The sequence below is a fragment of the Cyclobacterium sp. SOCE241 genome (assembly GCF_056867545.1).
In genome coordinates, this window is sequence record NZ_CP149779.1 from 2716922 (window position 1) to 2733400 (window position 16479).

Consider the following 16479-nt stretch of genomic DNA (forward strand, 5'->3'; position numbering starts at 1 on the left):
TTATTATGTACTGAAATTGCTTTCAATTTCAGCATAGCAGTGTTATGCTAAAAGTTACAAACAGCCTTTGTCAGGGCGGAGAAATCTTATTACATAATCCGGGTTAAGTTGTCACAAAGGACAGCAGTGGCAATTGCAACGTTTAAAGATTCAGCATTACCAAACGCAGGAATGGTCAATTTTTGAGTGACAATTTCTTCAAGTTGCCGGGAAATACCATTGGACTCATTTCCCATCAGTAAAATACCGTTGGCCGCTTTTCCTAAGTGATGCACATTCATGCCTTCCAAGAAAGCTCCATAAACAGGCAAATTAGATGCTGTTAATTTTTCAAGCAAGTCTACGTATTCAAAGCTTAACCTTGTAAACGATCCCATACTGGCGTTTAAAACTTTTGGATTATAGATATCGGCAGTATTTTTTGACATCAAAATTTTTTCGATTCCATACCAGTCTGCTATTCGGATAATGGTCCCCAAATTCCCAGGGTCCCTAACATCATCCAGGGCAAGAATCAATTGCTCTTTTCCAAAAGTCAAAGGTTTGTTCTCCTTTATTTTGGCCACTGCAAGTGCTTGATCATTGGTCGAAAAAGTACCCAATGCAGACAATTCTTTAGGATTAACTTCAATCTTTATTCCGGAAAAACCATTAACCAATAAGGTATTTTCTTCCTGAAATTTTTCAGTACAAAGTAGATGACTAACTGTATAATTGGAAAGCAATAATTCCGTTACATTTTTAGCCCCTTCCACAAAAAAAGCACTTTCTTGTTTACGGAATTTTTTCTGGTGCAAGGATTTAATAAACTTAACTGTATTTTTGCTTAGCATTAGCCATGAGTGTTGTAGTGAAGAAGACCAAATATATAAATTTTCTTTTTTGATCCATTTGTTGTGGAGCTGTTCCCTGACTAGAGGACTCCATGAGGACGAATTTTTGCTCACTGATGTTAGCACTCAAGGCATAGATAAAAGTGATGGAGAGGCCATTAAAAATCTAATTCAGCAAAAGCCTAACACCAGGATACCATTAATAAATATATCTCCGGGGGTAATGGTTTACAATTTGGGCAATGCACTCTATGACAGCAGCAAAATCGCCAACAAACTTCAGGAAGCTCAGCAATCCTTGCAAAGTTCCGCTGAAAAAATAAAGCAGGGTAACACTTCAACTAAAGTAGAAAAAAGGTTCAACAAGCTAAATAATAAAATAAATGGCTTGGAAAAAAACTGGAGTACGGCAATTGGTTTATGCGAACGGGCAATGCTAAAGTCGTATTAGACAGTGTTAAAACAGCTGTCTCCGCACAACAAATCGATATTTACTTAAAAAACAATGGTTTTTTGACGCCCGAGTGAAAACCAAAATTGACAGCAACAAACAAAAAGCTAAGCTTACTTATTTAATCACAGAAAATAGCCCATACGTAATAGATAGCCTTTTCAATACAAATGCTGACACCACATTGAATGATGTGCTAAAGGCTAATCAAAAGCATTCTCTCTTAAAAAACAAGGCAAGATATAGCCAATCGAATATTACTAAAGAAAGACAAAGAATAGAAGATGTCTTGAAAGCAAATGGTTACTATGCTTTTTCTAAGTCCTATATCGAATACAACGTTTACAAAGACACGGTAGAGAAGCATGTGGTAATCGAACAAATCATCAACAAACCAGACTCAGGAAAAGATCACGAGATCTACACACTAGACTCGATCAATTTTTCCATCGCACCGCCAAGTGATCTTATTGCAGATGAAAAAGAACAAACTTTCTGGAATGACATTAAGTTTTCTATGTACCAAGACAACTATTCGGAAAAAATAATCAGCTCTAGGATTTTTCTTCAAAAAGGTAAATTATACAATAAAAATGCAGTTATAGAAACCCAGCGACAATTGGCCAACCTTGATATGTTTCGGTTTGTAAACATATCTTTTGACACGCTAGGTAATGTTATCAACACCAATATTTATACCAGACCCAATCAAAAGTTTCAAATAACCAATCAACTTGGAGCCAGTGTTACCGAACAACTTCCAGGACCATTTTTTAGTCACTCTCTGCAAAACCGAAATATTTTCAAAGGTTTGGAAATATTCGAGTTTAATTTCAGAGCCGGCCTAGAGGGGTTGCTTCTGCAACCACAGAGGGAGGAGTATACAGAAGCCGAGAACTTTCAACTTCTGCTTCTATAATTTTCCCCCAGTTTTTGATTCCCTTTAATTTTGGAACTCTTGAGAAATTTGGTAGGTATAACCCCAGAACCAGAACCTTATTGGGGTACAGCTTTGTAAACCGTCCTGAGTATATGAGGGAGGCTTTAAATACCATTTTAGCATACACCTGGGGAACCAGGAACTTAAAACAGCAGTTTACTTTCAACCTTTTGGATGCCAACCTTATTCGGTCTGATTTGGATTCGGTTTTCAGGGTACGTTTAGAAGAACTTCAAGATCAAGGCAATAATCTGATCAATTCCTTTCTCCCCTCCTATGTAAGTAGCATCTCGGGTCAGGTAATTATCAATTTTAATCAATATGGATTGTTTCAGAAAAATGAAGCTTCTATGTGGCGGATTTTTGTGGAGAGTGGCGGCACCACTTTCAACTGGATTGACCCTGAAAAATTTGGAGACAATAGTTTAAATTACTTTCAATTTTTAAAATTTCAGTCTGATTTCAGAAAATACATTCCCCTGACCAACAAAAGCACCTTTGCTTACCGGCTTAATTTAGGCTTGGCCAAGCCTTATGGTATCAGTGGTGGCGTTTTGCCCTATGAAAAGTATTTCTTCGCCGGGGAAGTACAAGTATCAGGGCCTGGCAACCTCGAAGACTGGGCCCGGGTAGCTTTACCCCGGACTTAGATGAAGAAGGAACATTTGATTATCGATTTGAACAACCCGGTGAAATACTATTTGAGGCGATGTTTGAATACCGAAGAAAATTATTTGGTTATTTTGACGGAGCCATATTTGTGGATGCCGGAAATACCTGGACCTTTGCTGTAGACCCTTCACGAGAAGGAACTGATTTTAAAGTCAATCGTTTTTACAAAGAAATTGCCGTAGGAACCGGAGTGGGGTTAAGAATGGACTTTGAATTTTTGGTATTGCGACTGGATATGGGAATCAAAGCATATGATCCTGCCAGGCCTGAAAATGAAAGATTTATTCTTGATAAACTGTCTCTCAAAAATCCTCTGGGTGAGAAAGGGCAACAAGTATTTAATATAGGAATAGGCTATCCTTTTTAACCGCATTAATTTACCCATTTAGCATGGAAAAAATAAACAAAGAAATCATCGCAGAAAGATTTCAAAAAATACAACAACATATTTGCGAAGCTTTAGAAAAAGAAGATGGTATAGGGAAATTTAAAACCGACCTATGGGAAAGGCCACAAGGTGGTGGTGGGGCTACCAAAGTATTAGCTAACGGAAAGATTATCGCTAAGGGAGGTGTGGCATTTTCTGCCGTTCATGGCCCAACACCTGAAAAAATACTAAAAAGCTTTCTCTGGAAGAGGCTGATTTTTTTGCTACCGGAGTTTCTATTGTTATCCATCCTATAAACCCCATGGTTCCGATCATTCACATGAATATCCGTTATTTTGAGATGAGCAATGGCACCTATTGGTTTGGAGGGGGAATTGATTTAACACCACACTTTGTAGACGTTGAAGATGCCAGTTATTTTCATAAGCAGCTTAAAGCACATTGTGATGCTTATGATGATTCATATTATGAAAAGTTTAAGCAATGGGCAGATGATTATTTTTATATCCCTCACCGAAAGGAAACCAGGGGAATAGGAGGCATCTTCTTTGATAGGCTGAGCGCGAATGAAAAAATGCCTTTTCCTAAGTTGCTTTCTTTTGTTGAAGGCCTAGGCTATTTATTCCCTAAAATCTATTGTCATTTTATGGCCAATAACCATAAGCTCCCCTATGGTGACCAAGAGCTCAAGTGGCAGGCATTGAGGAGAGGCAGGTATGTGGAGTTTAACTTGGTTTGGGATGCAGGGACCAAATTTGGATTGGATACCAATGGACGCACAGAAAGTATTTTGATGAGTATGCCCCCGGAAGCCAACTGGGTTTACAACCAAACTCCAGAAGAAGGAAGTGAGGCTTTAAAAACACTAGAACTTTTGAAAAAGGGAATCAATTGGATAAAGGATTAGCAAATGATTGATAGCATCGCACACTGGGACGAACAGCTTTTTCTTTACTTGAACCAAATCCATGCTTCATGGCTAGACCCGGTAATGCTCCTTATTACCGGAAAATACATATGGATTCCTTTCTATATTTTCTTATTATTCCTTCTCATAAGAGAATACAAAATGGAAAGTATTTGGTTTATCGTCGGTCTGGTTTTGGTGATAGTATTGGCTGATCAATTTACTTCCGGCTTTATGAAACCTTTTTTTGAGAGACTACGCCCTTGCCATGACCCTCGCTGGCAAGGCATAATTATGAATTATTCAGGTTGTGGTGGTAAGTACGGTTTTGCCTCATCTCATGCAGCCAATACTTTCGGGATGGCTGCCTATTTGCAAAAAGTAGGAGCTAAAAAACTCCCAAGTTTTAGCTGGTTATTTTTATGGGCTACCTTAGTATCCTACACCAGAATATATTTAGGCGTACACTATCCGGGTGATGTGCTGGTCGGAGCTCTGGTTGGCCTTCTCTCTGGTTGGCTAGTTTATTGGCTAATTATAAAACTGAAAGTATTTTGGACAGCGCATAAATAATAATAGCCGAATCAATACCCTTTAAGCACCCTTTGGATGTATTTTCCAATAATATCAAACTCTAAATTGACTGAATCTCCGGGCTCCAACAAGTGAAAATTGGTATTTTCATAGGTATAGGGAATAATCGCAACGCTAAATAACCCCTCTTGAGAGTTAAAGCAGGTAAGGCTGGTGCCATTGACACAGATTGACCCTTTTTCTACTGTTATATTCCCTTCATCAGTTTTATAAGAAAAAGTGTACACCCAGCTTCCATCCACCGAGTCTACAGATAATAGCTCTGCTACCTGATCGACATGCCCCTGTACAATATGCCCATCAAACCTACCGTTTGAAGGCATACATCTTTCCAGATTCACTAAATCCCCTACCTCTAATTTGCCAAGGTTGGTTTTCTGTAAGGTTTCATCAATGGCTGTGACCCTATACTCATTGGTATTGACCGCTACCACCGTTAAACAAACCCCATTATGGCTAAGGGATTGGTCTATTTTTAAGGTTGAGGCGAGAGGGCTTTCGATGTCAAAATGTATATTACTACCTTCTTCAGTTATACCTTTTACCTTGCCTAAAGCTTCTATTATTCCTGTAAACATTATTCTATATTTTTGCCCTTTGCTATCCAAATTCCAGTTTAAAAGAAAGCGCTCATCTGTATTCAGTACTTTCAGATATCTCCTTCTTTTTAAATATTATTTCAAAACGATTGCTCAATAAGGGAGGTTCAATTTTAAGTCATAGCCTATACCCAATGAAATGACTAATTTCAATCTAAACCCTAAAACCTTGGTATATATTCCTGATTCAATGACAAAGTAAGGCATTTTTAGCATTAACTTAGCAATCCAATCAGAATATGAAGCATTCAAAACCATGTTTAAACTGGAAGATAGTTACTTACATAAAGGAAAAAGGAGAGAGTTAATTAGAACATTAAGAAACAAGGGCATTCGAAATGAAGCCATTCTGGAGGCGTTTAACAATGTCCCAAGACATTTTTTCTTTGACTCTGCCCTCTTGAGCCATGCCTATGAAGACAAAGCCTTCCCGATAGGAGAAGGTCAAACCATATCTCAGCCTTACACTGTTGCTTTTCAGACAGAGTTATTAAGCATAAACCCAGGTGATAAAGTATTGGAAATAGGTACAGGGTCGGGATATCAGGCAGGGATTTTGTACTGTTTAGGAGCAAATGTGCATTCCATTGAATACAATAAAGTATTGTATGAACGCACCAAGAAGTTTTTACCCAAGATTGGGGTTAAAATAAAACATTATCATGGGGATGGCAGCTTGGGTTTACCAAATCAGGCTCCTTTCGATAAAATCATTGTAACTGCAGGTGCTCCTGTGGTTCCTAAAACCCTGCTTTTGCAATTGAAAATAGGTGGGATCTTGGTAATTCCAGTAGGTGATCGCAAAAAGCAGCAAATGTTAAAATTAACAAAGCAAACCAATAAACAGATTCTAAAAGAATCTTTTGACAACTTTTCATTTGTTCCCTTAAGGGGAGATGAAGGTTGGGAATAAAACACTAGGTTATGAAAGAATCATTCAAGCATGTAAAAGATTCGGTGGTTACCATGACAGAAATGGTCCTTCCGAATGACACCAATACCCTAAACAACTTAATGGGAGGTAAATTGATGCATTGGATGGATGTGGTTGCAGCCATCGCCGCCCAACGACATTCCAACTCAATTGTCGTCACCGCTTCGGTAGATAATATTTCATTCAAAAACCCTATCGCACTTGGAAACGTTGTCACTTTAAATGCTCAGGTTACTCGAGCATTTAATACCTCAATGGAGGTTTATATAGAAGTTTTTGCGGAGGACATACCGGCAAATAGCAAGTATGCCTCGCACAAAGCATTCTTCACCTTTGTGGCCGTTGACAGTGAGGGGAAGCCTGTAAAGGTACCCGAGTTAAAACCTGTTAATGGGAAAGAAGAAGAACTATATAAAGGGGCGTTAAGGAGAAGACAACTTCGGCTTATTCTAGCCAAAAGGATGGATCCAAAGGATGCCACAGAATTATTGGCTCTTTTTGATAGCGAGGGAATCGGTCAAAAGGAATAAATTTTGTACTTTCATAAGCTTATCCCAATAAGATGAATTTAAAAGAACTGTCATTATTTCTAACTGATGAAATCTTTGTTCTCCAGGAGGAGGTCAAAGAAAAACTCGCGGTAAATAAGATTGCTTCAAGGCTAGATTTGGGATCATCTCCAAGCCCCGAAGCAGTCAATGAGCCGGAAGCTCCGGCGATAGTAAAGGAACATGACCCGGAACCCATTCCATATGAAGGGGAGTTTAAACAATCAATTCTGGTCGTTTATCAGGGAGAAGAGCTAAAGGAAAGCAGCAGGGCCTTCTTATTTAAAATATTCAATGCCGTTAATCTTTCTTTAAAGGACATCGCATTGGTTTCAGAGTTATCCTTGAAAGGAAGCAATGAGAACCCTCTGGAGCAATTTGATCCTGAAAAAATGATCCTTTTTGGGACCATTTATCATCCCTTGATGAAAATGAAAAAAGAGAATTATCAAATTACACAAGAAACCATAAGTTATTTCTTTGCAGATGATCTAGATACTTTAGAAAAGAACGTACCCCTGAAAAGAAAACTATGGGATACATTACAAGTGTTTTTCAATATTAAAAAATAATAAAATGACAAATGAAGAGCGGTTAGCCATATTGCACCGGTTTAGAATCGTAAGTATCACAGAGGGTATTTCCATGTTGGTCTTGGTTTTTATTGCCATGCCTTTGAAATACATTTTTGATTTACCTGCCATGGTGACTTATGTTGGTTGGATTCATGGTTTACTTTTCATGCTTTATATTTTGGTGATGTTTCCAACATCCAGAAAATTAAGATGGCATTTCAGAACCGCCCTACTAGGCTTGATAGCCTCAGTTCTACCTTTTGGACCATTTCTGTTCGATCGTAAATTAAGAAAGCAAGAAAAAATCATTGAAGAGAGGACTTAAGGCCATAAAAAACATCGGCGTATGGCAGTTATCAGTAAAAAAGATTGTATATCCTATAAGTGATAATCTAAGGAAATACTTGATTAAGTATGGCAGAGAAGTAGATATACCTATTCACTATAAGGAATTGCTTAGATTTACAAATTCCATTGCACTATATGATTTCAAAGGCAATGACACTTTGTGGGAAACGGTATTTTATGACGAGTCGGATAGAAGTGAGATTCATTATAAGGTCAAAAAATATATGCACTCCTAAAAGCTGATGGAGACATGTCTGTCATGCAGCATTTGTATGTAGACAGGATAGATCTTTGTACCTATGGCAATACCCAACCCTTTAGGGTAAGAATCGTCAATCGTATCAATGATAATTTCGACTATTTCTATATCAAAAATGCAGATGCATCAAGGGTATATGGTCTGGGTTTAGAACATTTATTGTCTCCTAATAGAATTGGGTATCTTGTTTATAGAAACACCTTGATAGAAGAACATATTGCCGGCATTCCGGGGGAACAATTCATGAAGCAGCAGCTTTATGACCCTTTGCTTAACCCCATTCGGCTTTCTAAAGAATTTGTTAAGTTTAACGAAAGATGTTTTGTAAGACTTCTTGGGGACATGCACTCTTCAAATTTCGTGATTGATGTAACCCCTGATTTTGAAGAAACCCATTATAGAATAAGGTCAATAGACTTTGACCAACAATCTTATGAAGGCAAAAAAACCATCTATTTACCTCAATTTTTTAAACAGAACAACGCATTGATTCAGTTAGGAATTAAACACATAACACAGGAATCCATGAATCAATATCAGAAAGAGGAAAGAGCTTTGATCGCTACTCGGCTTAAAAGCTCTCCTAAGGAAATCACTGATATTCTAAATAGCATGGAAAAAGATGTACTATCCAAGGAGTCCAATATTGAAAGCCTAAAAAATGAATTGGCAAAACACTACAAAAACGCTGATTTTCTCCGCTGTAAAAATATGGGGGCGATTTTGCGTATGAGCTTGAATCAATTGATTCACAAATAGTGGTAGAAAAAATCTCACTGTTTATGAACTAGTCTGAATAAATGTATAATTGAAGTGGAATGTATTTCGGCTCGCAAACTAGGGAAGGTTGGTACATTCATTATTCTTTAAATCTTCCATCGTAGGGTTGTATAGATTATATACGGCGTAAAAATCATTCCAACTGCCTCCATTTTTAGCAAAATTCAGCAAAGGGCAAAAATCTTTCAGTAAGGGGTTAGAATTAATCTGTAATCCAAAGGATTTAATGAAGTTCTCTAGGCCGGAAATATTATCTAAAATTGTGTTATAGGAAATAGCAAATTCCTTTGCTTCATTTAAACTCTCTAATCCATTTAAACTGCTAAGGGAACTATTAAATATTACAAACATTCTATTCTCGACTGTTTTCAAGCTAGTTAAACCCGATAAAGAAATCAGGTTATCATTGTTCCCAATTAATAAGTCCCTGGATACAGTTTCTAAATTATCAAGACCGGTTAAAGCCTTCAATTGAGGGTTATAATCAATTCTTAAAGAACCAATTTCTTTGATATTTTCCAAACCTCTTAATGATTGTAAATTTTCATTTTCCTGAATGGTAATATTTTTTACTTCCCTAAGACTTTTCAATTGAGACAAATCTTCAAAATCATTGGAACCAACTATGAATAAATTACCATCAATAGAGGTGTAACCTTCATCGCTAAAATCCTGAAGTTCTGAAAGAGAAGTAATATAAATATTCCCCTCAAAAATAATGTTTTGAATCGGCTCTTCGGTCTCCTTACAAGCGATCAAGGTTAATAGACTTACTAACAAAAGTGAATGTTTCATTTTATCGAATTTAGCCATGAAAAAAATATTTTAATTTATAGGTAATTTTTAAGCTTTGCTGGGTAAATAAATTTAATTCTCAGGTTTTTGGTTTTCTATCTTCAAAAATAGTATTAAAAACTAGCCAAATCCACTTTCAATTCCCTTTTTAGCCAATACTGCATACTACAGAATTCACCATATTAATATTAGCCGACTATTTCTAACTTTTTATCTCACGATGAAATAAGGTATGGAAATTTTGCTATCGTTTACCCAGCCGTGCTGTAAAATGATAAGACAAAAATAGTTCTGAAATTTCGATTTTTAGCTAAACAGCTAAATGCATTTTTCTAAAATTAGGAATTTGGATTAAAATCAATATAAATTTTTAATGTTAATTATAATTTGCTAGAATGATTTTATTGGATTGGCATAGTTTATGGACATGTATATGCCAAAGATCAAATTATTTTTAAAGATAAATTGAATATTATGAGCACCAAATCAGAAAAAGAGTATTTAAAAAACTCGGATACAATAAGAACGAATCAGAAAAAATAGTAGCTTCATTGAACCAGTTATTGGCCAATTATCACGTCCACTATCAAAAATTAAGGAATTTTCACTGGAATGTAACCGGAGGTGATTTCTTTGATCTACATGAGAAATTTGAAGAGTTATACACAGAGTCTTTTGCAAACATTGATTTGATTGCAGAGAGAATCAGGGTTTTTGGAATGACCCCTTATAGCTTGATGAAAGATTACTTAAAGTATGCTGACATCAAAGAAGTAGGCACTGACCTTAGTTCCAAAGAAATGGTAAATGAAGTTCTTAAAGACTTTCAAATACTAGTAGACAACATGAATGATTGTGCTGTAAAAGTGGCAGACTTGGGTGATAGTGCTACAGAAGATATGCTGATAGCCTTTATAAAGAGTGTAGAATTGCACCATTGGATGCTGACTTCTTTTATCAAGGACTAAAAAAATCCCCGAGAAAATCGGGGATTTTTTTTATATTATTTTATTTTTTTTCGGATTCTATTATTAGTAATACCTCACATCACAGTTTGGTAATTCAGCTTTAAACTTTTCTACATTACGATTGCTCAATCTAGTATTAAAGCAAACCAAACTTTCTAAATTTATCAGGTGGGTAATTGGTTTCAGGCTTCTCACTCCTGTACTGGCAATATCTAAAGTCCGCAAATCATAAAGCATTTCCAAGCCTTTAAGGTTTGAAATATTTGTTCCGGACAAATTCAAGTGTTTTAATCTTTCAAGAGCATTGAGGGGTTCCAATTCACTTACTGCTGTATTGGACACATTGAGGGTTTCCAGGTTAACCAAAGGCGCCACCACATTTAAATCTCTAAAAGGGGACTCCGTAATTTGAAGTTCTTGGAGCATTTCTAACCTAGAGATCGCAGAAGGATCTTGAAGAGGAACGTTCTTAATGATTAGTTCCTTCAAGTTAAAGAAAACAAGAAGGGGTTCTAAATTAATAACATTGGCCCCAAGTATTTCCATTTTTGAACTGGCTGTAGCTTTATGCAATGCCCAAGTGTCGGGATTATCTTTTAAGCTATAATTGTCGGAAATCAATTGCTTCCAATCCTGATTAAGGCCGCTCCACCAAGATTCTAAGGCTTCAGATCTAAAAATCACATTGGTCTGGGGCAACAAACTCGCCAATTCTTGTACATCCCATTCCGGTACTTTGGTATTATCCAAATTTATGTATTCAAGTGAAGGAAGGCTTTTAAGCGGTTCAACTGACTCAACACTTGTTCCCACAAATGACAGGCGTTTAAGCCCTGTAAGTTCCTGAAGGGCGTTGAGATTATTTACAGCACTATAATCTCCATTTATGTGCAAAAGATTTTTCATTTCTGCTAAAGGAGAAAGATCTTCTATCATGGTGTTTTCTAGAGACAAGAATGTAATGCTTTTAAACTTAAGGGCAGGTCTTAGGTTTTTAATCTTGCTATTGCTTAAATTCAAGGAATCCATGTTTACCAAAGAGGAAAGGGTTTCAATGGTAGGTTTTTCTGCCCTAGGGCAGGTAATTTTTCTACCAGCACCTGATTCCATCCATCAGGAAGGGTTTGCCACCAAGTTTGGAGGTTTTCCACGTTATGGATCAGTAAAATACCTCTATTAGCCCTTATAAAGATCTCTGCAGCATTCTCTGAGATACTCGTTCTATCTGCATAAATTCTTTTAATTGACCCCGAACCATTGATAGGATCCAGTTGACTTACTTCCGTACCATTGATATTAACCCACCAGAGGGATGGCAGAGAAGCTAAAGGAGACAAGTCCAAAATGTTTGTTTCTTCCAGATTTATTTCCTCTAATTTTTTTAGTTCCGACAAAAATCCAAAGTTTATCAGATAGTTACCTTTAATGTTTAGCACCTTAAGTTGTGATAAATTTTTAAGGTTTTCAATATTATTGAAACCGCTTTCCTCCAGATCTAGGGTTTCAATATTTTTGAAATTATCCAAAACACCAAATCCCATTAAGGGTGTCTTGGCTGCTTTAAATGTTTTGAGATTTTTAAGGCTCGTCAATTCATCAATATTGGTCACCTTGGTCCCGGAAATATTTAAGTAGGTTAGTTTGTCAGAATACTTTATGAATTGAATATCATCTGTGGGGGTATTGGAGATGTCTAGGTAAGAGAGGAAAGTAATGTTACTAATAGGACTCAGTTCTTTGATCTGAGTTCGGCTAATGTCCACGTACTTTAAGTCCCTAAACACATGAATAGGTGCAATATCTACCAAAAGCTTATTGCCTGAAAGGTCTAAAGTATCTAAAGCAGAAATTTTATACAACATATCAAGCTGTACAGAATCCTCAGTGATATCAAATTTTTCCCTAAGCAAGGTCTCCCATTCTAAAGAAAGGGTGCTCCACCACTCCAAAAGCTCTTCGTCTCTACTCAGCTTGGTAGTGTAAATACTTGCTATTTTCAGCTCATTGGAATCCCGGTCCAGATTAATTTCTACATACCGAGGTTTTGTGTTTTCAATGTTTTCATTCTCGAGCCCTAGGCCTGTCAAGGTTCTGTCCAAAGATATTTCAAAAAACAACTCATCGTTGTCATTCAATTTTGGTTTTACCTCTTTAATTTTAAACTCAAAGGCAGCGTCTTTAAAAAGAATTCAATGTCTTTCAGGTAAGAAACTATGCTTTTATTGGTAATTACCTGTCGATCAAGGAGAAGATCATCCTCAATCTGAACATTTTCATCCCTAAAAATTTTCCTATAACTTTCTCTTATAATAACATCTTTATCTCTGGCTGAGGTTTCTCCGCTGCCTACCGTGTTTAGAAAATACTGTAAGAAACGAACCTGATCTTCGGCCTGCTGGCTAAATTCTTTAATTTCCTGTTTGGTATATCCACCAAGATCCTGAGCTAGGATCAATGGGGCATTACAAAAAAATAAATCAGGATAAATGCATTTACTTTAATCCCTGTCATAGATATAGTTCAATATAATTTCTTTGTCACCTTCCTCCAACTTCATCAAATTAGCGATCAACCATCCGGTATTAAATCCGGGTCGGTTAAACTGACCTAGTTCAAAATACCATTTGTCAATTTGAAAAAAGTGGAATTTGGTATCCTTAACTGTTTCAAATTTCAACCTTTTATTTTTTATTTCATAGAGAAATAAAGTAAGGTAATCTGGCTGAAAACCATCCGGGGTATACGACTCCGGCTTTGGATTGTCTACGATAGCCTTTCTAAGGTTCATAAAACCCAATTCATGGCTTAAAGGGTGAAGAAATTTTTTCTCATCGCCTTTGGGTTTATCAAATACTGCTGTAAATGGAGGGAAATTCACATTTTCTATGACCCACTCGTATCCCAAACCTTGAGGCTGTAACTTCAAAAACAATACCACATCTTGTCTTTTGCCATTATAAGTGAAAACAGTATTGAGTTCTGCGAACCAATCTCCTCCATGAAAATTGAGATATTGGGGATAAGTTTCGGAAGTAACATGGCCTATAAACTCTCTTTTAAGCTCATTGCTAATTCCTGAGGTTTCATTGTCAAAAAGGATATTTATAAAAGATTTTCTTAAGGCAATATCGTGGTATTTCTCATCGCCAGGGTTATACCTTACATCTCCTTCTTTGCTTTCCTCTGCATTAAATCGTCTGAAAAATTGATTGACTTGTTTGGTAGCGGCAGCAAACCTGCCATCATCAACTATCCGGCCGGAGCTATTGAAAGTCTGCCCCGGCGCGGAAAAAATTGATAAGATTATTGTAATTAATGTTGCAAATACTATTCTCATGCTGATGTTTCAGTCACTCTCACATCTCCCAACAACACATCCCAAAACTCAATGGTTCTACCTGAGATCTGGGTTTGCTTTTTCTCTACATAGATGGTTATATCCTTCTTGGTAGTATCTCTATAGTTCAACCCTGCCTCTTGAGAAGTACCTTCAAATCTTTGGTATATAGTGATAACTCCTACATACCTACCGTCAGGCTGTCTTTCAAGGTCAGAAATATAGTGGATATCATACCAGCTGATATTCACTCGATCATAATTCAGGGCCATAAGCCTTTCAAAATACCTTCTGATTTTGTAGTAGGCTACTTCATTGGTATTGACAGAGGAAACGCCCATTTCAGCATCAGGAGCAAAAAGTTCTTCTGCTCTATCCATTACCCTCGTAGCTTCAGAAAACTGTGTTTCTTTACTTCCGATGATACTGATATATTTACTTAAATCTTTTACTTTTTCTAATGCAAGAGAGTCAATTGCTTGCTTTCTTTGGGGACTGATGCTTTCATCCTGGGCGAAAACTGAGATGCTTGTTGCCAGGAAAAAGATAAGCAGGGATGGAATGTATTTTTTCATAATAACTTACTTTCTATTTTTTTTAAAAATTATCTTCTTCTTAATTCTAATTCTGTGACTTTTCCTGATCCATCCATTCTGATATCGCTGATAAAGTTTAGATTTTTCTTGGTGTCTTTAAGATAGTTTAGGTACCTCTCTATGGTCGTAGGCTCATCATAGTCTTTTGTACCTGACTCTTCGTGAATTACAATTAAAACAGGAGTATTCTGATTTGAAAACATCCCTAAAGCTTCTCTGATGGTATTATTAGCTCCTTGAACATTTGAAGCATTCGCTACTGCATTGAAATAATTTTCTAATTTCCCAACTGCAACTTCTTCGGCTGAGGGCTGAGGTTCTGGTTCCGGTTGAGGGGCAGGCTCTTCCACCGGTACCGGTTCAGGCGCAGCCTCAACCACTTTTTTCTTGCTTTTACAAGCTCCCATAGCTAATAAAACGAATAGCATAACAGTCAATGACCGCGTCAAGGGGAATTTAAGGTTCCTTTTTTTCATAAGAATTGAATGGTTTTTAAGTTAATGGTAAAGGCCTATCAGATTGGGGAATAATTGTAGTTTGATTCCACAAACTCCAAGGCGATTACTTTTGGTAGATGATTGTTTTAAGTATTTTTTTTAAAATTGCCTCAATTTTATTCTGCACAATTTAAGCAATGAACGGCATTATTATTGGTTTGAATTTGCTAAGTTTAAAATGTTTTCAATTAATTTTATTAAGTAAAGCCCTCCAATTAAAGCGAATAATTTTACAAAACACACTATTAGCTAATAATTGATTTTATATTCGAATTAAACACTAATATATCATTATATACCGAAATTTAAGAATGTTTATTTTAACGGTAATTTCTTCATTTAATCGAATATTTCGGCAAGCTTTCTTTCTAAGGATTTACCCCTCAAATCTTTTGCCATAATGTTTCCTTCAGGATCTATCATATAGGTAGCCGGTATTGCATTGATCTGGTAGGTAGCAGCGGCCGTGGAATTAAAATATTTTAAGTCGGAAACTTGGGTCCAAGTTAAACCATCTTCTTCTATGGCATTTGTCCACATTTCTCTTGTTCTATCTAGTGATACTCCAAATACCTCAAACCCCTCGTCTTTGTATTTCTCATACAGCCTAACCACATTTGGATTTTCATCACGACAAGGTTTACACCAACCTGCCCAAAAATCCACCATCACATATTTTCCTCGTAAATCAGAAAGATTGACAATCTCCCCCTCAGGATTTGGCAACGATATTTCCGGTGCCGGCTGCCCAATGGAAAGTGCCCTCATTTCATTCAATTCCTGTTTCCAAGTATTGATTAATTTCATATCAGGATATTGCTCACCTAAGGAGGTTACTATACTATCCATAAAGTTAAAATCCTTGCCTGGGTCTAGCATTCCAATTCCTGCCAATGCCGCAAAACTACCCTCAGCTTCTGCTATCACTCCTTTGACACGTTCAGCTTGGTTCATGCCCATTTCTACGGCTTGTTCGCGTATTTTCTGCACCTTTTCCTGATCTTTTTCTGTCATTGCTTCATAAAATGCAGAATTTAAAGCATTGGCCTCTTCTTGGTATTCAGCAGTCAACTCGTCTATTCTGAATAATAAACGACTGTCTGCAGAACCTTCTACTGCTAATTCCTCGGTTCCAAAATGGTATTTAATTTGAACATCTTCTTGGTACAAAGCCAAACGTACGGTTTTTTCACCATATAGGTCCAAATCATAAAAGTTTGGTTTGTCTATATCCAAGTCGTAACTAAATGAACCTCCTTTAACTTCAAGTGTATCCAGAACAGTAATTTTGTCTGCTTCGTAGACAGACAACACAACCTCTCCTTCAGGAATTTGTTTTAATTCTCCGGAAATGGTAACACTTCCATCGAATACCTCTTTCTTTTCTCCCCCACATGCGGACAACAGCATCGCTGTTAAGCCCATTGAAAGCATACTTTTAGTTAAGACGTTCATACA

20 protein-coding genes and 2 pseudogenes are annotated in these 16479 nt (G+C 36.8%); 12 read left to right on the plus strand and 10 right to left on the minus strand.

The features are described from left to right. Positions 1–89: 89 nt before the first annotated feature. Positions 90–833, minus strand: coding sequence for a TrmH family RNA methyltransferase (locus WG932_RS13495; RefSeq protein ID WP_014018701.1), 744 nt, complete (start codon positions 831–833; stop codon positions 90–92). A gap of 49 nt (positions 834–882) precedes the next feature. Here WG932_RS13495 and WG932_RS13500 point away from each other — a divergent pair, with 49 nt between their 5' ends. From WG932_RS13500 to WG932_RS13525, 6 genes and pseudogenes are all read left to right on the plus strand, one after another. After that, entirely contained in the window at positions 883–1284 is a 402-nt protein-coding gene (locus WG932_RS13500) for a hypothetical protein (RefSeq protein WP_483088285.1), read from the plus strand. A gap of 73 nt (positions 1285–1357) precedes the next feature. Beyond that, on the plus strand, positions 1358–2203 hold the full coding sequence (locus tag WG932_RS13505) for a hypothetical protein (RefSeq protein ID WP_483088286.1): 846 nt from the start codon (positions 1358–1360) through the stop codon (positions 2201–2203). A 14-nt stretch (positions 2204–2217) separates the two neighbouring features. Then, a complete protein-coding gene (locus WG932_RS13510; RefSeq protein WP_483088287.1) occupies positions 2218–2874 on the plus strand; it encodes a hypothetical protein in 657 nt (218 codons plus the stop codon). Beyond that, positions 2844–3263, plus strand: coding sequence for a BamA/TamA family outer membrane protein (locus WG932_RS13515; protein ID WP_483088642.1), 420 nt, complete (start codon positions 2844–2846; stop codon positions 3261–3263). The genes WG932_RS13510 and WG932_RS13515 overlap by 31 nt, the downstream gene beginning before the upstream one ends. Before the next feature lie 23 nt (positions 3264–3286). Then, positions 3287–4191 (plus strand): annotated as a pseudogene (gene hemF / locus WG932_RS13520) (oxygen-dependent coproporphyrinogen oxidase). A gap of 3 nt (positions 4192–4194) precedes the next feature. Then, positions 4195–4764 (plus strand): phosphatase PAP2 family protein, encoded by a 570-nt coding sequence (locus WG932_RS13525; protein ID WP_483088288.1) that lies wholly within the window; start codon positions 4195–4197, stop codon positions 4762–4764. Between the two features lie 11 nt (positions 4765–4775). Here the strand turns inward: WG932_RS13525 and WG932_RS13530 are convergent, their stop codons facing one another. Next, complete coding sequence (locus WG932_RS13530; RefSeq protein WP_041934542.1) at positions 4776–5363, minus strand: riboflavin synthase; 588 nt, start codon at positions 5361–5363, stop codon at positions 4776–4778. A gap of 277 nt (positions 5364–5640) precedes the next feature. On the opposite strand from WG932_RS13530, the gene WG932_RS13535 reads away from it, so the two are divergent. From WG932_RS13535 to WG932_RS13555, 5 genes and pseudogenes are all read left to right on the plus strand, one after another. After that, positions 5641–6297, plus strand: a complete 657-nt coding sequence (locus tag WG932_RS13535) for a protein-L-isoaspartate(D-aspartate) O-methyltransferase (RefSeq protein WP_014018706.1) — start codon at positions 5641–5643, stop codon at positions 6295–6297. A gap of 11 nt (positions 6298–6308) precedes the next feature. Next, entirely contained in the window at positions 6309–6848 is a 540-nt protein-coding gene (locus WG932_RS13540) for an acyl-CoA thioesterase (protein ID WP_014018707.1), read from the plus strand. Between the two features lie 32 nt (positions 6849–6880). Continuing rightward, positions 6881–7438 carry a hypothetical protein gene (locus WG932_RS13545; RefSeq protein ID WP_014018708.1) on the plus strand — a complete coding sequence of 186 codons (558 nt, stop codon included), beginning with the start codon at positions 6881–6883 and terminating at the stop codon, positions 7436–7438. 4 nt (positions 7439–7442) lie between these two features. Then, the gene (locus tag WG932_RS13550; RefSeq protein ID WP_014018709.1) at positions 7443–7766 is read left to right on the plus strand and encodes a DUF3817 domain-containing protein; all 324 of its coding nucleotides are present in this window, start codon (positions 7443–7445) and stop codon (positions 7764–7766) included. Positions 7767–7779: 13 nt separating this feature from the next. Continuing rightward, a pseudogene (locus WG932_RS13555) lies at positions 7780–8807 on the plus strand (hypothetical protein). Between the two features lie 78 nt (positions 8808–8885). On the opposite strand, the gene WG932_RS13560 reads toward WG932_RS13555, so the two are convergent. Then, the gene (locus tag WG932_RS13560; protein ID WP_483088289.1) at positions 8886–9641 is read right to left on the minus strand and encodes a hypothetical protein; all 756 of its coding nucleotides are present in this window, start codon (positions 9639–9641) and stop codon (positions 8886–8888) included. 533 nt (positions 9642–10174) lie between these two features. On the opposite strand from WG932_RS13560, the gene WG932_RS13565 reads away from it, so the two are divergent. After that, positions 10175–10591 carry a Dps family protein gene (locus WG932_RS13565; RefSeq protein ID WP_483088290.1) on the plus strand — a complete coding sequence of 139 codons (417 nt, stop codon included), beginning with the start codon at positions 10175–10177 and terminating at the stop codon, positions 10589–10591. Positions 10592–10654: 63 nt separating this feature from the next. Here the strand turns inward: WG932_RS13565 and WG932_RS13570 are convergent, their stop codons facing one another. From WG932_RS13570 to WG932_RS13600, 7 genes are all read right to left on the minus strand, one after another. Next, positions 10655–11701, minus strand: coding sequence for a leucine-rich repeat domain-containing protein (locus WG932_RS13570; protein ID WP_483088291.1), 1047 nt, complete (start codon positions 11699–11701; stop codon positions 10655–10657). After that, entirely contained in the window at positions 11623–12726 is a 1104-nt protein-coding gene (locus WG932_RS13575; protein WP_483088292.1) for a leucine-rich repeat domain-containing protein, read from the minus strand. Before WG932_RS13575 ends, WG932_RS13570 begins: the two co-directional genes overlap by 79 nt. Positions 12727–12734: 8 nt before the next feature. Continuing rightward, on the minus strand, positions 12735–13046 hold the full coding sequence (locus WG932_RS13580; RefSeq protein ID WP_483088293.1) for a hypothetical protein: 312 nt from the start codon (positions 13044–13046) through the stop codon (positions 12735–12737). Between the two features lie 42 nt (positions 13047–13088). Continuing rightward, positions 13089–13928: a hypothetical protein gene (locus WG932_RS13585; RefSeq protein ID WP_014018713.1), complete on the minus strand. Its 840-nt coding sequence runs from the start codon at positions 13926–13928 to the stop codon at positions 13089–13091. Next, entirely contained in the window at positions 13925–14503 is a 579-nt protein-coding gene (locus WG932_RS13590) for a hypothetical protein (protein WP_014018714.1), read from the minus strand. Before WG932_RS13590 ends, WG932_RS13585 begins: the two co-directional genes overlap by 4 nt. Before the next feature lie 29 nt (positions 14504–14532). After that, complete coding sequence (locus WG932_RS13595; protein WP_149392664.1) at positions 14533–15000, minus strand: nucleoid-structuring protein H-NS; 468 nt, start codon at positions 14998–15000, stop codon at positions 14533–14535. Positions 15001–15360: 360 nt separating this feature from the next. Next, positions 15361–16476, minus strand: coding sequence for a redoxin domain-containing protein (locus tag WG932_RS13600; RefSeq protein ID WP_423779193.1), 1116 nt, complete (start codon positions 16474–16476; stop codon positions 15361–15363). Positions 16477–16479 lie beyond the last annotated feature (3 nt).

Excerpts from the sequence above, each read along its gene's own strand:
- WG932_RS13595 (WP_149392664.1), bottom strand. The coding sequence starts at position 15,000 with ATGAAAAAAAGGAACCTTAAATTCCCCTTGACGCGGTCATTGACTGTT.
- WG932_RS13585 (WP_014018713.1), bottom strand. The coding sequence starts at position 13,928 with ATGAGAATAGTATTTGCAACATTAATTACAATAATCTTATCAATTTTT.
- WG932_RS13545 (WP_014018708.1), top strand. The coding sequence starts at position 6,881 with ATGAATTTAAAAGAACTGTCATTATTTCTAACTGATGAAATCTTTGTT.
- WG932_RS13535 (WP_014018706.1), top strand. The coding sequence starts at position 5,641 with ATGTTTAAACTGGAAGATAGTTACTTACATAAAGGAAAAAGGAGAGAG.
- WG932_RS13590 (WP_014018714.1), bottom strand. The coding sequence starts at position 14,503 with ATGAAAAAATACATTCCATCCCTGCTTATCTTTTTCCTGGCAACAAGC.
- WG932_RS13570 (WP_483088291.1), bottom strand. The coding sequence starts at position 11,701 with ATGGAATCAGGTGCTGGTAGAAAAATTACCTGCCCTAGGGCAGAAAAA.
- WG932_RS13530 (WP_041934542.1), bottom strand. The coding sequence starts at position 5,363 with ATGTTTACAGGAATAATAGAAGCTTTAGGCAAGGTAAAAGGTATAACT.
- WG932_RS13525 (WP_483088288.1), top strand. The coding sequence starts at position 4,195 with ATGATTGATAGCATCGCACACTGGGACGAACAGCTTTTTCTTTACTTG.
- WG932_RS13540 (WP_014018707.1), top strand. The coding sequence starts at position 6,309 with ATGAAAGAATCATTCAAGCATGTAAAAGATTCGGTGGTTACCATGACA.
- WG932_RS13495 (WP_014018701.1), bottom strand. The coding sequence starts at position 833 with ATGCTAAGCAAAAATACAGTTAAGTTTATTAAATCCTTGCACCAGAAA.
- WG932_RS13550 (WP_014018709.1), top strand. The coding sequence starts at position 7,443 with ATGACAAATGAAGAGCGGTTAGCCATATTGCACCGGTTTAGAATCGTA.
- WG932_RS13560 (WP_483088289.1), bottom strand. The coding sequence starts at position 9,641 with ATGGCTAAATTCGATAAAATGAAACATTCACTTTTGTTAGTAAGTCTA.
- WG932_RS13600 (WP_423779193.1), bottom strand. The coding sequence starts at position 16,476 with ATGAACGTCTTAACTAAAAGTATGCTTTCAATGGGCTTAACAGCGATG.